General features: G+C 30.5%; 12 protein-coding genes and 5 tRNA genes. 1 reads left to right on the top strand and 16 read right to left on the bottom strand.

Annotated features, from left to right (window positions below):
* Nucleotides 1-75 precede the first annotated feature (75 nt).
* The 7 genes from J3477_RS19430 to J3477_RS19400 form a co-directional block, all read right to left on the bottom strand.
* Nucleotides 76-150: transfer RNA gene (locus J3477_RS19430), tRNA-Glu, on the bottom strand.
* An 18-nt stretch (nucleotides 151-168) separates the two neighbouring features.
* Nucleotides 169-243: transfer RNA gene (locus J3477_RS19425), tRNA-Thr, on the bottom strand.
* 8 nt (nucleotides 244-251) lie between these two features.
* Nucleotides 252-328: transfer RNA gene (locus tag J3477_RS19420), tRNA-Asp, on the bottom strand.
* A 7-nt stretch (nucleotides 329-335) separates the two neighbouring features.
* Nucleotides 336-411 (bottom strand) — tRNA-Val (locus J3477_RS19415).
* Nucleotides 412-424: 13 nt separating this feature from the next.
* Nucleotides 425-499, bottom strand: a tRNA-Glu gene (locus J3477_RS19410).
* 361 nt (nucleotides 500-860) lie between these two features.
* Nucleotides 861-1,010: a hypothetical protein gene (locus tag J3477_RS19405; protein ID WP_206871590.1), complete on the bottom strand. Its 150-nt coding sequence runs from the start codon at nucleotides 1,008-1,010 to the stop codon at nucleotides 861-863.
* Between the two features lie 65 nt (nucleotides 1,011-1,075).
* Nucleotides 1,076-1,441, bottom strand: coding sequence for a CoA-binding protein (locus tag J3477_RS19400; protein ID WP_206871589.1), 366 nt, complete (start codon nucleotides 1,439-1,441; stop codon nucleotides 1,076-1,078).
* Nucleotides 1,442-1,927: 486 nt separating this feature from the next.
* Between J3477_RS19400 and J3477_RS19395 the strand changes: the two genes are divergently transcribed.
* Nucleotides 1,928-3,178 (top strand): BaiN/RdsA family NAD(P)/FAD-dependent oxidoreductase, encoded by a 1,251-nt coding sequence (locus tag J3477_RS19395; protein WP_206871588.1) that lies wholly within the window; start codon nucleotides 1,928-1,930, stop codon nucleotides 3,176-3,178.
* Between the two features lie 67 nt (nucleotides 3,179-3,245).
* On the opposite strand, the gene J3477_RS19390 is transcribed toward J3477_RS19395, so the two are convergent.
* The 9 genes from J3477_RS19390 to mgtE form a co-directional block, all read right to left on the bottom strand.
* A complete protein-coding gene (locus J3477_RS19390) occupies nucleotides 3,246-3,986 on the bottom strand; it encodes an acyl-[acyl-carrier-protein] thioesterase (protein ID WP_206871587.1) in 741 nt (246 codons plus the stop codon).
* Nucleotides 3,987-4,211: 225 nt separating this feature from the next.
* A complete protein-coding gene (locus J3477_RS19385; RefSeq protein ID WP_183279549.1) occupies nucleotides 4,212-4,394 on the bottom strand; it encodes a DUF1858 domain-containing protein in 183 nt (60 codons plus the stop codon).
* 282 nt (nucleotides 4,395-4,676) lie between these two features.
* Nucleotides 4,677-5,963 carry an adenylosuccinate synthase gene (locus tag J3477_RS19380; protein ID WP_206871586.1) on the bottom strand — a complete coding sequence of 429 codons (1,287 nt, stop codon included), beginning with the start codon at nucleotides 5,961-5,963 and terminating at the stop codon, nucleotides 4,677-4,679.
* Between the two features lie 394 nt (nucleotides 5,964-6,357).
* Nucleotides 6,358-6,864, bottom strand: a complete 507-nt coding sequence (locus J3477_RS19375; RefSeq protein ID WP_206871585.1) for a hypothetical protein — start codon at nucleotides 6,862-6,864, stop codon at nucleotides 6,358-6,360.
* Between the two features lie 152 nt (nucleotides 6,865-7,016).
* Nucleotides 7,017-7,154 (bottom strand): hypothetical protein, encoded by a 138-nt coding sequence (locus J3477_RS19370; protein ID WP_206871584.1) that lies wholly within the window; start codon nucleotides 7,152-7,154, stop codon nucleotides 7,017-7,019.
* Between the two features lie 397 nt (nucleotides 7,155-7,551).
* Nucleotides 7,552-8,553: an oxygen-dependent tRNA uridine(34) hydroxylase TrhO gene (gene trhO / locus J3477_RS19365; protein WP_206871583.1), complete on the bottom strand. Its 1,002-nt coding sequence runs from the start codon at nucleotides 8,551-8,553 to the stop codon at nucleotides 7,552-7,554.
* Between the two features lie 257 nt (nucleotides 8,554-8,810).
* Complete coding sequence (proC, locus tag J3477_RS19360) at nucleotides 8,811-9,611, bottom strand: pyrroline-5-carboxylate reductase (RefSeq protein WP_206871582.1); 801 nt, start codon at nucleotides 9,609-9,611, stop codon at nucleotides 8,811-8,813.
* Nucleotides 9,612-9,660: 49 nt separating this feature from the next.
* Nucleotides 9,661-11,160 carry a glycerol kinase GlpK gene (gene glpK, locus J3477_RS19355; RefSeq protein WP_206871581.1) on the bottom strand — a complete coding sequence of 500 codons (1,500 nt, stop codon included), beginning with the start codon at nucleotides 11,158-11,160 and terminating at the stop codon, nucleotides 9,661-9,663.
* Nucleotides 11,161-11,515: 355 nt separating this feature from the next.
* A complete protein-coding gene (gene mgtE / locus J3477_RS19350) occupies nucleotides 11,516-12,856 on the bottom strand; it encodes a magnesium transporter (protein WP_206871580.1) in 1,341 nt (446 codons plus the stop codon).
* Between the last annotated feature and the right edge of the window lie 147 nt (nucleotides 12,857-13,003).

The raw sequence follows: 13,003 nt of genomic DNA, 5'->3' as shown, positions 1-13,003 counted from the left end.
GGGATCGAACCTGTGACCCTCTGCTTGTAAGGCAGATGCTCTCCCAGCTGAGCTATGCGCCCAAAAATATGATAATGGTGACTCCTAGGGGAATCGAACCCCTGTTACCACCGTGAAAGGGTGGTGTCTTGACCGCTTGACCAAGGAGCCAAATATTTTGTTTTTTAGTGGAGCTGGCAATAGGAATCGAACCTACAACCTGCTGATTACAAGTCAGCTGCTCTACCGTTGAGCCATGCCAGCATTAAAAATGGCGACTCAGAAGGGGCTCGAACCCTCGACCTCCGGCGTGACAGGCCGGCACTCTAACCAACTGAGCTACTGAGCCATATTTTTGGTGGGCACAACAGGGATCGAACCTGTGACCCTCTGCTTGTAAGGCAGATGCTCTCCCAGCTGAGCTATGCGCCCAAAAATATGATAATGGTGACTCCTAGGGGAATCGAACCCCTGTTACCACCGTGAAAGGGTGGTGTCTTGACCGCTTGACCAAGGAGCCAAATTAAATTTTATGTCTTAAATTTATGTCGTCTTTACGACCCAACAATAGATATATTACAAAAAATAAGACTCAGTGTCAACACTTTTTTAAAAAATTTTAAATTTATCTTTAAAATTTAGTTATTTGAGTTTATCAATTACTAGCTTCTGATTACTTTTTAAAGCTTGTTATTTATATATAACCTAGCTATATTTACTTATTTTTTTTTGGCAATAAAGGTGGCTATATTCTTTATATAACTATATCAATTTATAAAAAAGTTCATAACTTACACTTCTTTAAATTAACCTTTTTAAAGTTAAAATAAATTTTATATATATTGATATATATTTTATTAGCCACCTTTAAATATTATTTACTATTGACCACTATGATCTTTATGTCTATCTTGGTAATCACCCTTACCTTTATTTTTGTCACCTATATATGCGCCTTCTTTTGGAAACATTTTTCTGAGTTCTGCATTACTTTTAGGTCTATCTTTTTGTCTGTGTTTATTATCATCCATGGATATCCCTCCTCATACTTTACTCATTGCAAAAATATAATTCCCTTATAAATATCTTTATATACTTATCCCAATTCTACTAAAGCACACCCTTCAACAGCTTCTATGCCATGTTCCTTACAATAGCTTAATATTTCTTCACTTTCTGCTCCTGGTTGTATTAAGACATGTTTTATTCCAAGTTCATCAGCTTCTTTTACAAGTTCTATACCACTCTTAGGATTTATACACAAATCTACTGCATCAATATGATAAGGAACTTCCTTTATACTTTTATAAGCATCCTTAGTCTTTGCTCTAGGGTTTACTCCGCTGACATTATATCCATTAGCACTAAACTTCGCTAATATCCTAGATGCATATTTTTCATTATTTTCTACATCACCTATAACAATCCAGTTATCATATTTCATCAAATCTTTTGCACTCATATCATCCACTCCTTTATATGTTTATAATATATATATACTAATTTAAGCTAAATAGAGATTAAAACATAAACAATATATTAGTTGTAATCTTGAATATCAATCTACTATAGTATGTGAGTTTTAAAATTATATATTACTATTATAATAATTACATAACATATGCACAATTTAGGTATTTAGTTTAATATTTCACTTTCTGTTATATATATTTATGCCATTTTCATGATTTAAAAATATACCAAGACTCGTTTGAACGGAAATTTGAACCTAGAATACAATAAACATTTAATTATTGTTTAGATTTAATTGTTATTTAGCAAACTTTTATGTTAAAAATATAATTATAGGTTTTTTACGAAAATTTAATTTATGAAAAGTTTTTTTAATTTATGCTCACAAATCAGTAGAGTTTCAAAAATAAATTTTTCATTAAAATTATACATTTTTAGATATTCATAATATCAGTTAAAAGGAGATTATAAACGGATGAGTAAAATACATCATGATATAGTTGTGATAGGCGGTGGTGCATCAGGTTTATTAGCTGCTATTACAGCAAAAGATTACGGCGCAGATGTAGCAATAATAGAGGGTACTGATAGAGTTTGCAAAAAAATTTTAACCACTGGTAATGGACGTTGTAATATAAGTAATTCACTAATTGGCTTTCCATTTGAAAATTACCATAGTGAAAACCCAAACTTTTTTAGTTATTCTCTAAATAACTTTTCAGTGGAAGACACAAAAAACCTATTTCTATTACTAGGATTACCTATAGTAGAATTAGAAAAAGGGAAAATGTATCCACAGTCACTTCAAGCTTCTTCAGTTGTGGATATATTAAGATTTGCTATAGAAGATAGAAATATACCTGTGTATAATTCTTTTAAAGTAAAAAAAATTGTCCACAATGATGATATTTTTAAGTTATCCACATCAGATTTATCTTTAGGTACTATAAGCTGTGGAAAAGTTATATTAGCTTGTGGAGGAAAATCAGCACATAAAACTGGATCAGATGGTTCAGGGTATAATTTAGCTTCTCATTTAGGGCATAGTATAATAGAACCAATCCCAGCATTAATCCAACTTAAGCTAGATCATAGAAGTTTAAAAGCTCTTTCAGGTATAAAGTTTGATGGATTTAGTGAAGTAATAGTAGACGGAATTTCATTACGAAAAGAATTTGGAGAAATACTTTTTACAGATTACGGTATATCAGGGCCTCCAATTTTACAACTTTCTAGGATAGCTTCTTACTCTCTTTCAAAAAATAAAGAAGTTGTGATTTCTGTAGATATGATGCCTGGAAAATCTACTGAAGATTTACATAACTTTTTTGAAGCACATTGGTCTATGGTATCACATAGAACCCTAATGGAATCATTTATAGGGGTAATAAATAAAAAGCTAGTTCCAATCTTATTAAAAGAAGCTGGGATACAAGATATCCATAAACCTTGCTATAGCCTAGACTGGAAAGAAAAGAATAATATAATTAATTTATTAAAAAACTGGTCTTTCAAATGCATTGGCACTAATGGTTTTGATAGTGCTCAAGTAACTGCTGGAGGGATTAATACTAAAGAAGTAGATTCTAAAACACTTCAATCTAAAATTGTTCCTAATCTATACTTTTGTGGTGAAATCTTAGATGTGGATGGTGATTGCGGTGGTTTTAACTTACAATGGGCTTGGAGTTCAGGTGTATTAGCTGGAAAAAGTGCATCTAAATAACATAAAAAATTCTATAAGATAAAAAATCGCTAATATGAATTCATTAGCGATTTTTTATCTACTTATTTTATTCCCATACACATCTTACCGTAGCTAAAACTTTTCCTTCTTCATCCTCTATCTTATGAACACTTTCTATACTATCATCTAGGTTATTTATACTGCTAGAAGAAGATATCTCATGTCCAAAAGTTGTTTCCTTTAAGAAATTAACAATTATTCTTTTAATACTATTTTCTTTAATTATACCAATTGGTAGACTCTCTACCGCCCATTCTATATATTTTACATTATTAACATGAAGATTAGAATCTATATCCCCATACCTTACTCTAAAAGTCTTTTTAAAATCATATTCTTTAATTGGCTTAACATCATCAATATCTATTGAATAATCTAAATCTCCATCTACTCCGTATAACTTATACTGCTGATCAGGTATTCTTATCGCTCGTCTTTTTTCTAAGTCAACAAAGAAAAATATACTCTTTCCCTCTATAATTACATTTCCATCAACATCTAAAACAATATATTTTCTGTAAGCATAAAACTTTCTGAAACCTATTGGTTCAGTAATCACCTTTATCTTTTCTTCTATATCTGGATATCTATGAACTTCTATATCATATTTATAAAATACCCATGACTGTTTATCTTTCATCATGGCCTTAATCCCCGCTCCAAGGCTTTCAGATTGCCTAAATCCTATATCACATAGGAAATTCACTATAGTTGAAATAGATGCCTTTAGATTCCATGCTACATCGTGATAATTTATCTCGTACTCTTTTTCAAATTTTTTAAGCATAAACCCTCCATCACTACTCTTATAGTATAATTTTAACATAAATGTTAAATATTATACCACATTGGCGTTTTATAACCTATATTTATGAAATACAGGTAAGTCTTATATAATGCTATTAAAAAATTGATATTTCAATTTTCATTTGTATCCTTTTGTGTATTATACTTTTTCATACATTAAAAACAAGGACGTCTTAACAAAGACGTCCTTAAAAGTTCTTATTTATTACTTATTTAAAGCAACTACTAATTCATCAAGGTTTAATCCATGTACTAAAGCAGCTTCTTCAATAGTTTCTGCTTGAGCTGATGGACATCCAACACAACCCATTCCAAAGCTCATCAAAACTTCTGCTTTTTGTGGATATGTTCTAACTACTTCACCTATTGTCATGTCCTTAGTAACCATTACTATCAACCTCACTTTTTAATAATTTTATGTTACAAGCTTACTTTAATTATTATACTAGATTATTTATATAAATTCAACCAAAATGGTCGGATTTAAATGTAAACTCATCTAGTATATTTTTCAAGCTGTTTTTTACTACCTATGAGTCTATTTTACATAAAAAAAAGCTTTTTTTCAGTAACCTAAGTTACAATAACATAAAAACTTTATATTTTTATTTATTGAAAAAGAACCTAATCTATAGATAGGTCCTTCTTCAATATAAGAATATTTACTATATTATAACTCGCTAACTCTCATAGTTTGGTCTCTTCTAGGTCCCACAGAAACTATTGATATCTTTGTATCAGTTATTTCTTCTATTCTAGATAGATACTTCTTAGCATTTTCAGGAAGCTCTTCATAGCTTCTAGCATCAGCTACAGATTCATCCCATCCATCAAATTCTTCATAAACAGGCTCACACTTAGCTAAATCTTCAAGACTTGCTGGGAAGTAATCAATAACAGAACCGTTGAATTTATATCCAACACAAACCTTTATTTTCTCTAATCCAGCTAATGTATCTATTTTTGTAACAGCTAAAGATGTTAATCCACATACTCTTACTGTTGTCTTTAATATAACTAAATCCAACCAACCACATCTTCTAGCCCTACCAGTAGTTACTCCGAATTCATGGCCTTTTTCTCTTATCCATTCTCCTGTTTCATTTTCTAATTCTGTAGGGAAAGGACCTTTACCAACTCTTGTTGTGTATGCTTTTGCAATACCAACGGCATTAGTTATCATTGTAGGGCCTATACCTACACCATTAGATACTCCACCAGAAGTAGTATTTGATGATGTAACATATGGATAAGTACCATAATCTATATCAAGCAACATTCCTTGAGCACCTTCAAATAAAACTTGCTTATTACTCTTTATAGCATCATAAACTTTTACTGATGTATCTTGTATATATGGTCTTAATCTTTCTGCATAAGCTATATAATCATTGTATATCTCTTCAAAACTTAATGCTTCTCCATTAAGAACAGTAGTTATATACTCATTTTTTGCTTCAACATTTATTTTTAACTTTTCTGTAAATACATCTTTATGTAGTAAGTCACAGATTCTTATTCCGCTTCTTTCAAACTTGTCAGTATAACATGGACCTATGCCCTTGCCAGTAGTCCCTATATCATTCTTTCCTCTTGCTTGTTCCTTTAATCTATCTAATACTCTATGATATGGCATTATAAGATGAGCTCTATCACTAATCATAAGCTTTTCTGGAGTTACTTTTACTCCCAAACCTTCAAGGTAATCAATTTCTTCAAATAAAGCCTTTGGATCTACAACAACACCATTTCCTATTATGTTCAATTTTGAATCATAAAGTACACCTGATGGTATCAAATGTAATTTATATTGTTTATCTTCAACTTCTACTGTATGACCTGCATTATTTCCACCTTGAAATCTAACTATAACATCAGCTTCTTCAGCTAAGTAATCAGTCATCTTTCCTTTTCCTTCATCGCCCCACTGAGCTCCTAAAACTATAAATGCTGACATAACCCTTCCTCCTTAAATACATCAGTTTACTTGGTTACACTCATTCATTATTGTCATTCCTAATAAGTCTAAAACTTATATAAATTTTAATAGTAATAAATTTAATATAATTAAATTCCCACCTAACATAGTATCAAAGTAAATATATTAGGTCAATGGAAGTTACGAATATTTTTTAACACTTTTATTTTATAATTCGTATATTCTATATAAAATTATATATTTATATACATTACTAATAACTATATTTAGCATTAATTAAAAGTTTTATAATTTTTAAAAAAATTTTTTATATGTTTATAATAAAAAAAGACTATTTATAATTTAAACTTAAAAATTATAAATAGTCTTTTTTGCTAAATATTCTAAAATTGTATTCATAGCTCTACATATTTTATCTTGCTGAAACTATATCCTTAAGACTCATATCTAAATTTTTCTTTAATTCGTCTATTTTCTTAGTTTGCTCATCAACCTGCTTAGCAGTACTATATCCTTTGCATCCTAATATGATTCCATCAAAAGTATTTATATATTTATTATGCAAAGCATCTAGATCACTACTATGATTTAAAGATTGTGCCTTATTTCTTAACTCTGATAGCTTGTTTATATTTTGATCAATATCCTTATTCTTTTCTATATCATCAACTGTTTGTTTTGCTTCAGACGATATATCTTTTACATCATTAAAATATGCATAGTCAATCTTATATCTATTAATTTCATCACTAACAGATTTTTTTGAAATAAATATATTATACGCACTTACACCTAAAGTAAGGATTAAAATAATGGTTATTATAGTTTTTATTATACCTTTTATGAACTTAAACACTAAATATAAAAGTATTAGGGCTACTAATAATAAAATTATATTGTCTATAGTAATTCCACCCATTAAACCCACCTCCTATCTTTTATATTATATCATAAACAAAATAGGTAAGTTTAGCTTCTAATAACTACAATTATATATTTAATAGTTAATTAACATCCAGTTATAAAAGTATATAAAATTGAGGCAGTGTTAAAAACATCTGCCTCAATGCATTATCTCTTGTTTTTAGTATTTTGATTTCCTTGACTTACACCCGAATTACCTGTATCCATATATCCTGTTTTTGAAGATTGTGATTGTGAACTTTTATCAGACATACTTTGTTGTTTTGATTTTAAACTTTTATCCATATTATCAGCTCCTTTATTACGTATATTTCTTTCTTATAATAAAATGTGATTATACGTAAACTTACGTATATTATAATTTCCTAAAGAATAAAAAATATGTATTACTTAAATGCAAAAGAGGCTATCCTATTTTGGATAGCCTCTCCGCAGTCATCAAATAATATTAAGAGGAGTCTATTTGGTTAATGCTATGTGTGTTTGCCTTCGAAAACCAGTCCCAACTAATATAAGTAAGATATAATTATTTTGCCCAGTAAAAACATCTATCTTATAAAAGATTTGTTTGAGAATGATTATCACTATCTAAAGTTTATATCTTTTTTTGATTTCTGTCAATAGATATTTAAAAACTTTTTTTGTTTTTATATATTAAATTTTTAACTGCACTTACAGCTACCTAAGCTGAATAATTTTTATCTAATTTGCTAATAGCTTCTTTAGCCTTTTCATGATACTGATTATATCTTTTATACATCTTAGCTTTTTCTTTAAACCTTAATCGTGCATCTTTCTCAGGATGCTCTAGTACGTATTGTCTACAGTTACTAGAACAAAAACCTTCTTGTGCTTTTTCACATTTCTCACAGCATATATGTTGCTTATGACAATCATCATTAATACAATTTATATATCTGTCAGACTTCTCTCCACAATGGTTGCATTTAGATATAACTATATCTTCATCTGTATTATTTATCCTTACAGAAATTCTTTCATCGAAAACATAACACTTTCCATCCCATAACTTTCCTCTTATTTCAGGATCTTTACCGTAGGTCACTATTCCACCTTCAAGATGGTATACATCATCAAACCCGTGATCTAAAAGTACTCCTGTCAACTTCTCACACCTTATTCCGCCAGTACAATAAGTAAGTACTTTCTTATTTTTATACTCAGACAAATTATCATCTATCCATTTCGGGAACTCTTTGAAGTTATTTACATTTGACCTTATAGCACCTCTAAAGTGACCTATATCATACTCATAATCATTTCTTCCGTCCACTATTATTACATCATCTCTTTGAAGCATTTGATAAAATTCATTTGGCTTCAGATACTTTCCAACCTTTTTATTTGGATTTACATCATCCTCTGGAAGTAAAGTTATTATACTGTCCTTATGCCTCACATACATCTTTTTGAAAGCATGTTCATTTGATTCATCAATTTTAAATATCATATCTATAAATCTGTCATCTCTCTTTAATGCATTCATATATTTTTCTGTTTGCTCTATAGTGCCTGATACCGTTCCATTTATCCCCTCATCTGCAATTAATATTCTCCCTTTAAGTCTGATATCTTTACATAATTTCAAATGTTCCTTTGAGAATTCCTCACTATTCTCTATGTTTATAAATTTGTAATACAGCAATATTCTATATTTGTTCAAAACAATCACCTCATTAATACTTTAAATCTTTCTATATAATTGATTATATAAATCCACCTCTATTAATAATTACTATTTAATCATAATTATTTTCTTAAATATAATAACTCATATATATAATATTGTAAATGATAATTTTTATCATTTAATTTTATTTATTAACTAATCCTAAACTCACAAAATTTACTTTAAAATTATAAAAAAAAGAAGTAAATACTTATCACTTTAAGTACTTACTTCTTAGAATTCACAATCTATTACATATTCTTAGATTTCTCTTCACACTTTTCCATAGCTTTTATTATAGATGATCTCATTCCACCATTCTCTAATTCTATTACAGCTTCTATTGTTGTACCTCTTGGCGAACAAACCATATCCTTAAGTTCTCCAGGATGCTTTTCAGTATCTAATACCATTTTGGCTGAACCTAATACAGATTGTGCTGCCAATTTATATGCTTTCTTTCTTTGTATACCCATTTTAACTGCTGCATCTGCCATAGCCTCTATAAACATAAATACATATGCTGGAGAAGATCCACAAAGAGCTATAAATCCGTGAAAGTCTTTCTCATCAAGTATTTCAGTTTTTCCAAAAGAATTGAATATACTTATTACATAATCAAGTTCTTCCTCAGATATATTATTTGAAGGACAAATAGCACTCATTGCTTCGCCAACTAAAGCAGGAGTATTCGGCATAGTTTTAATTAACTTTACTTCTCTTTTAAAAGTACTCTTAACCTTCTCAAGCTCAATACCTGCTGCAATAGTAACAATTATAGTATCAGTACTTATTATATCTCTTATCTCTTCAATTACTGCATCATACATAAACGGTTTAACCGCTAAAAATATTATGTCCGCCTCAGAAGCTATTTTCTTATTATCTAGAGTAGTTTTTATTCCAAATTTTCGTTCAAGTGCTTCTGCTGATTGCTTAGTTTTGGTAGATGCTATAATATTATCATTTGTTACAATACCTGATGCAATTATACCTCCAACCATAGCCGCTCCCATATTTCCACAACCTATAAATCCCAAAACTTTTTTCAATTAAATTCACCTCGTTAAAATATATAAAATTTGATAATACTTAAATTAATTAACTATCTTTTCTTTCATCACTTAAAGCCTTCTTTACAGCCTTATTCCATCCTGACAAAAAGTTATTTCTTCTATCTTCACTCATACATGGATTAAACTCTTTACCTACACTCCAGTTGGTCTTTATGTCTTCAATATCCCTCCAATATCCCACTGCTAATCCTGCAAGATATGCGGCTCCAAGTGCTGTAGTTTCTATAACCTTAGGTCTATATACTCTTGTATTTATTAAATCCGCTTGAAACTGCATTAAAAAGTTGTTAGCTGCCGCTCCGCCATCAACCTTTAAGCTCGTTAACTTTATATCAGAATCATCTTCCATAGCCCTTAGAATATCATAGGTTTGATATGCAATAGATTCTAAAACAGCTCTTACTATATGTTCTTTCTTTGCTCCTCTAGTTAACCCAGTTATCATTCCTCTAGCATATTGATCCCAATAAGGAGCACCGAGTCCTACAAAAGCAGGTATAAAATAAACTCCATTTGTATCTTCCACTAACCATGCATACTCTTCTGATTCCTTTGATGTATCAATCATTTTCATTTCGTCTCTAAGCCATTGTACTGCAGCTCCAGCTACAAACACACTTCCTTCCAATGCATAGGTTACATTACCATCTATTCCCCAGGCAATAGTAGTTAATAACCCTTTATTTGATTTTACAGGATTATCTCCAGTATTCATCAGCATAAAGCATCCAGTACCATAAGTATTCTTAACTGCACCTTGCTCATAACAAGTTTGTCCAAACAAAGCAGCTTGTTGGTCTCCGGCTACACCACATATAGGAATTTCATCACCAAACAATCTACTATTAGTAGTAGCAAACAATCCACTTGAATTCTTAACTTCTGGCATCATATTTTCTGGTATATTAAAAATCTCCAATAATTCTTTATCCCAACATAAATCATGTATATTATATAATAATGTTCTAGATGCGTTGGAATAATCAGTAACATGAACTCTTCCATTAGTTAGTTTCCATATTAGCCAGCTATCTACCGTTCCAAAAAGCAGCTTTCCATCTTCAGCCTTCTCTCTAGCACCTTCTACATTGTCTAATATCCAAGCAATCTTAGAAGCAGAAAAATAAGAATCTACCCTAAGCCCAGTCTTTGTCATTATTTTATTTTCATAACCTTTAGCTTTGATTTCATCACAATATTCAGCGGTTCTCTTACACTGCCAGACTATCCCATTGTAAACAGGCATTCCAGTTGTTTTATCCCAAACTATAGTGGTTTCTCTTTGATTCGTAATTCCTATTGCTGATATTTGAGATGCTTGAATTCCAACCTTAGCCATAGCTTCAATTGCCACACTATACTGAGTAGACCATATCTCCATAGGATCATGCTCAACCCATCCCGCTCTTGGATATATCTGCGAAATTTCCATTTGTCCTATTGATAATATGTTACCCTCCTTATTAAAAAGAATGCATCTAGAACTAGTAGTTCCCTGATCTAATGACATAATGTATCTTTCCATATTAACCTCACACAATAAATTATTCTATACCCAAGTCTAATAAGATTTTGTTTTAATAATTATTTATAATATAACAATAAATATTAGAATCTGCTTACTAAAGTTCTATTATTAAAAATAATAAAACTTTAATTTTCTATATATAATTGACTACTCTATCTTTTATTATAACCAAAGTCAAAGTTATAATAAACCAAATTTCATACTTTACTATATAGTAAAAAAGACAATTAATATATTATCGAAATGCTCCCGTTTTAAGAACATTCTATATACTAATTGTCTCTTAATTTACATTTAGAACTTATCCTAAATTAACCTTTATTAATATCTATTAATTCAAATCCTACGCCACCTACATTAAGTATTTCAAAAACATTGTGGCTAACCCTAAGAAGAAGAAGAAACCACATACATCTGTAAATGTTGTAACAAAAACTGCTGAAGCAAGTGCAGGATCTATATTTAACTTTTTAAGAATTACAGGTACAAGATATCCCACTACTGTAGCTAAAGACATATTTAGTATCATAGCAACTCCAACCACCAATCCAAATACCGGTTTATTGGCCCATATCAAACCTAATATAGCCACAACTATTCCAATTGCTATTCCATTAAACAATCCAGCAATAACTTCTTTTAGGAATACCCTTTTTGCATTTTCTTTAGTTAATTCACCTAAAGCTATTCCTCTTACTATAAGAGTTAGACTCTGAGTCCCTGCATTGCCACCCATACCAGCTATTATGGGATTGAATGTTGCTAGTATTACTAATTTATCTATTGTAGAACTAAACAGTCCTACCGTAGCACCAGCTATTATAGCTGTAATTAGATTTACTAGAAGCCAAGGAAGCCTACTTCTTACTGAATCCATCACTGAACCATCTACAGCTTCGCCTTCATTAAGTCCTCCAAGACGATATATATCCTCATTATCCTCTTGTCTTACTATATCAATGATGTCATCAAAAGTTACTACTCCTAACATTTCACCTACCTCATCAATTACAGGCATTGCTTGAAATCCATACTTTTGAAATATATTGGCTACTTCCTCTTGGTCCATATTTACAGGAACACTCTTTACACTAGTTGTCATTACACTACTGATTTTAGTATCGAAAGATGATATTACTAAATCTCTTAATGATAATATCCCTGTTAGTATACTATTACTATCAAGCACATATAAATAGTAAACAGTCTCTGCTTCTATTCCAGTAGTTTGTAAATAATTTAGAGTCTCTTTTACCGTCATATTCTCTTTTATTGCAATAAACTCAGTGGCCATTATACCACCAGCTGTATCTTCCTCATAAGTAAGCAGTTCTTTAACTTCTTCAGCGTCTTCTTTATCTATATTACCTAAAAACCTATCTACCTTATCAGGCTCTAGATTTCCTAACAGGTCTGTTATCTCGTCAGAACTCATTTCATTTAATATCTTAAATTGCTCTAGTTCTGAAAAAAGCTCCAATGCTTCTTGCTGCTCATCTTCATCCATCTCTTCAAATATATCTGCAACAAGCCAGTTAGGAAGTTTCTTTAATATAGAATACTTTTCATCATCAAGCTCCCTTAGTACATCCAATATATCTACTGGATGCACCTCTTCCAAAAGTTTCTCTAAACCTTCAAGAGATTGAGTTAGTAGTATTTCTTTTACGTCTTCTTTATCGAAAGTTTTCATTTTACTTTTCCTCCTCACCATGTAGAAGGAAAGTATATCAAACAATATAAAATGTTTAAGTATAGTTGCTTCCTTCTACTTCTTAGTATTCAATTTTTCAATGTGTTTTAAGCAACTATGCCCGTCACATTCCATAATTGTTATTCA

The organism is Clostridium zeae, assembly GCF_017312485.1.
Taxonomy (GTDB): Bacteria; Bacillota; Clostridia; order Clostridiales; family Clostridiaceae; genus Clostridium_AR; species Clostridium_AR zeae.
This window is presented reverse-complemented; position numbering and strand designations above follow the sequence as displayed.

Excerpts from the sequence above, each read along its gene's own strand:
- J3477_RS19405 (WP_206871590.1), bottom strand. The coding sequence starts at position 1,010 with ATGGATGATAATAAACACAGACAAAAAGATAGACCTAAAAGTAATGCA.
- J3477_RS19400 (WP_206871589.1), bottom strand. The coding sequence starts at position 1,441 with ATGAGTGCAAAAGATTTGATGAAATATGATAACTGGATTGTTATAGGT.
- J3477_RS19395 (WP_206871588.1), top strand. The coding sequence starts at position 1,928 with ATGAGTAAAATACATCATGATATAGTTGTGATAGGCGGTGGTGCATCA.
- J3477_RS19390 (WP_206871587.1), bottom strand. The coding sequence starts at position 3,986 with ATGCTTAAAAAATTTGAAAAAGAGTACGAGATAAATTATCACGATGTA.
- J3477_RS19385 (WP_183279549.1), bottom strand. The coding sequence starts at position 4,394 with ATGGTTACTAAGGACATGACAATAGGTGAAGTAGTTAGAACATATCCA.
- J3477_RS19380 (WP_206871586.1), bottom strand. The coding sequence starts at position 5,963 with ATGTCAGCATTTATAGTTTTAGGAGCTCAGTGGGGCGATGAAGGAAAA.
- J3477_RS19375 (WP_206871585.1), bottom strand. The coding sequence starts at position 6,864 with ATGGGTGGAATTACTATAGACAATATAATTTTATTATTAGTAGCCCTA.
- J3477_RS19370 (WP_206871584.1), bottom strand. The coding sequence starts at position 7,154 with ATGGATAAAAGTTTAAAATCAAAACAACAAAGTATGTCTGATAAAAGT.
- glpK (WP_206871581.1), bottom strand. The coding sequence starts at position 11,160 with ATGGAAAGATACATTATGTCATTAGATCAGGGAACTACTAGTTCTAGA.
- mgtE (WP_206871580.1), bottom strand. The coding sequence starts at position 12,856 with ATGAAAACTTTCGATAAAGAAGACGTAAAAGAAATACTACTAACTCAA.